The sequence below is a fragment of the Pseudomonas sp. GW821-FHT02A08 genome (genome assembly GCF_059422045.1).
In genome coordinates this window covers 1-1,364 of the sequence record NZ_JBWKWD010000082.1, presented here as the reverse complement: position 1 = coordinate 1,364, position 1,364 = coordinate 1, and the positions used below count along the sequence as shown (strand labels likewise).

1 protein-coding gene is annotated in these 1,364 nt (G+C 56.4%); it reads right to left on the bottom strand.

Going from position 1 to position 1,364, the window contains the following annotated elements; all coding sequences use genetic code 11:
• Positions 1-61: 61 nt before the first annotated feature.
• Positions 62-1,312 carry an IS256 family transposase gene (locus AC07W4_RS27810; protein ID WP_025211138.1) on the bottom strand — a complete coding sequence of 417 codons (1,251 nt, stop codon included), beginning with the start codon at positions 1,310-1,312 and terminating at the stop codon, positions 62-64.
• Positions 1,313-1,364 lie beyond the last annotated feature (52 nt).

The following is a 1,364-nucleotide window of genomic DNA, read 5'->3' as shown; positions in this document are numbered from 1 at the left end:
GGGACTGTCAGATATTTTGTGTGCGGGCCGGTAACGGCCTGCCGTCAGGCAGGCCGTGCTTTTACCAGGTCGGCCTGATAAATCGATCTCCGTACAGAATCGCGAATTGATTCATCGCACTTTTCCAGTCATGGGCCGCTGAGCCCCAATTTGCTGTGATATTGCGCAGCCCAAGCCAGATCAGCTTGGTCGCCGCATCGTCGGTCGGGAAGTGACCGCGGGTTTTGATGATCTTGCGCAGTTGAGCATTGATGCTCTCAATGGCGTTGGTCGTGTAGATCACTTTTCGGATCGCTGGCGGAAAAACGAAAAATGGAATCACACGATCCCAAGCGCGCCGCCAAGCAGCCACTACCGTTGGATACTGCTTGCCCCATGGCCCGCTTTCAAAGGCATCCAGCGCCTGCTCAGCCGCTTCGGCGGTGACTGCCTGATAGATCGGTTTGAGCGCCTTGGCCAGTTCGCGGCGTTTATCCCAGGCCGCGTAATCAAGACTGTTGCGGATCAGATGAACAATGCATGTTTGCAGTGTCGTGTCTGGAAATACGGCGCTGAGGGCTTCCGGCATGCCTTTAAGGCCGTCGGTCACGGCAATCAGCACATCTTCCACACCGCGTGTCTTGAGGTCGTTGAACACCTTCATCCAGAATTTGGCGCCCTCGGTCGTTTCGATCCAAATGCCGAGAATATCGCGTGTTCCGTCAGGCAAAACACCCAGGGCCAGGTAGATCGCCTTGTTGCGAACCAGCCCTTCTTCGCGGATTTTGACCCGCAGAGCATCGAAGAAAATAACCGGATACATCGGCTCCAAAGGCCGCTGTTGCCAGGCACCGATCTCTGCCATGACCTCGTCGGTTACAGAGCTGATGAAGTCGGGAGAAACGTCCGTACCGTACTGCTCGGAAAGAAACGCACGGATCTCTCTGACAGTCATTCCGCGGGCATACATGGCGATGATCTTGTCGTCGAACCCGGTGTAACGACGCTCGTGTTTGGGGATCAGGATGGGCGAAAAACTGCCGTCCCGGTCGCGAGGAATATCCAGTCGGAGCGGGCCATCGCCGGTTAGAACCGTCTTGCCGCTTTTGCCATTGCGCTGGTTGGTTTCATCCTCTGGGCGCTGCGCGCCCGGCGGATAGCCCAGGTGGTGGCCAAGCTCAGCACTCAGGGCTCGCTCGATCAAAGCCTTCTTGAACGCCGCAGAGGCGTCCTCAATGGCTTCAGCGGTCATCGGTCCATCGGTGAATTGCTCGAGCAGCTCTTTCGGGATTTTCGGCAGTTCTCGCAACGCGGGTTTCTTCTTGGTTGGCATACATGCACCTCTTACTCATGTTATGCCCGAACACAAAATTTCTGACACCCCC

What these genes read in the sequence shown, in the direction of transcription:
- AC07W4_RS27810 (WP_025211138.1), bottom strand. Translation starts at nt 1,312, where the DNA reads ATGCCAACCAAGAAGAAACCCGCGTTGCGAGAACTGCCGAAAATCCCG.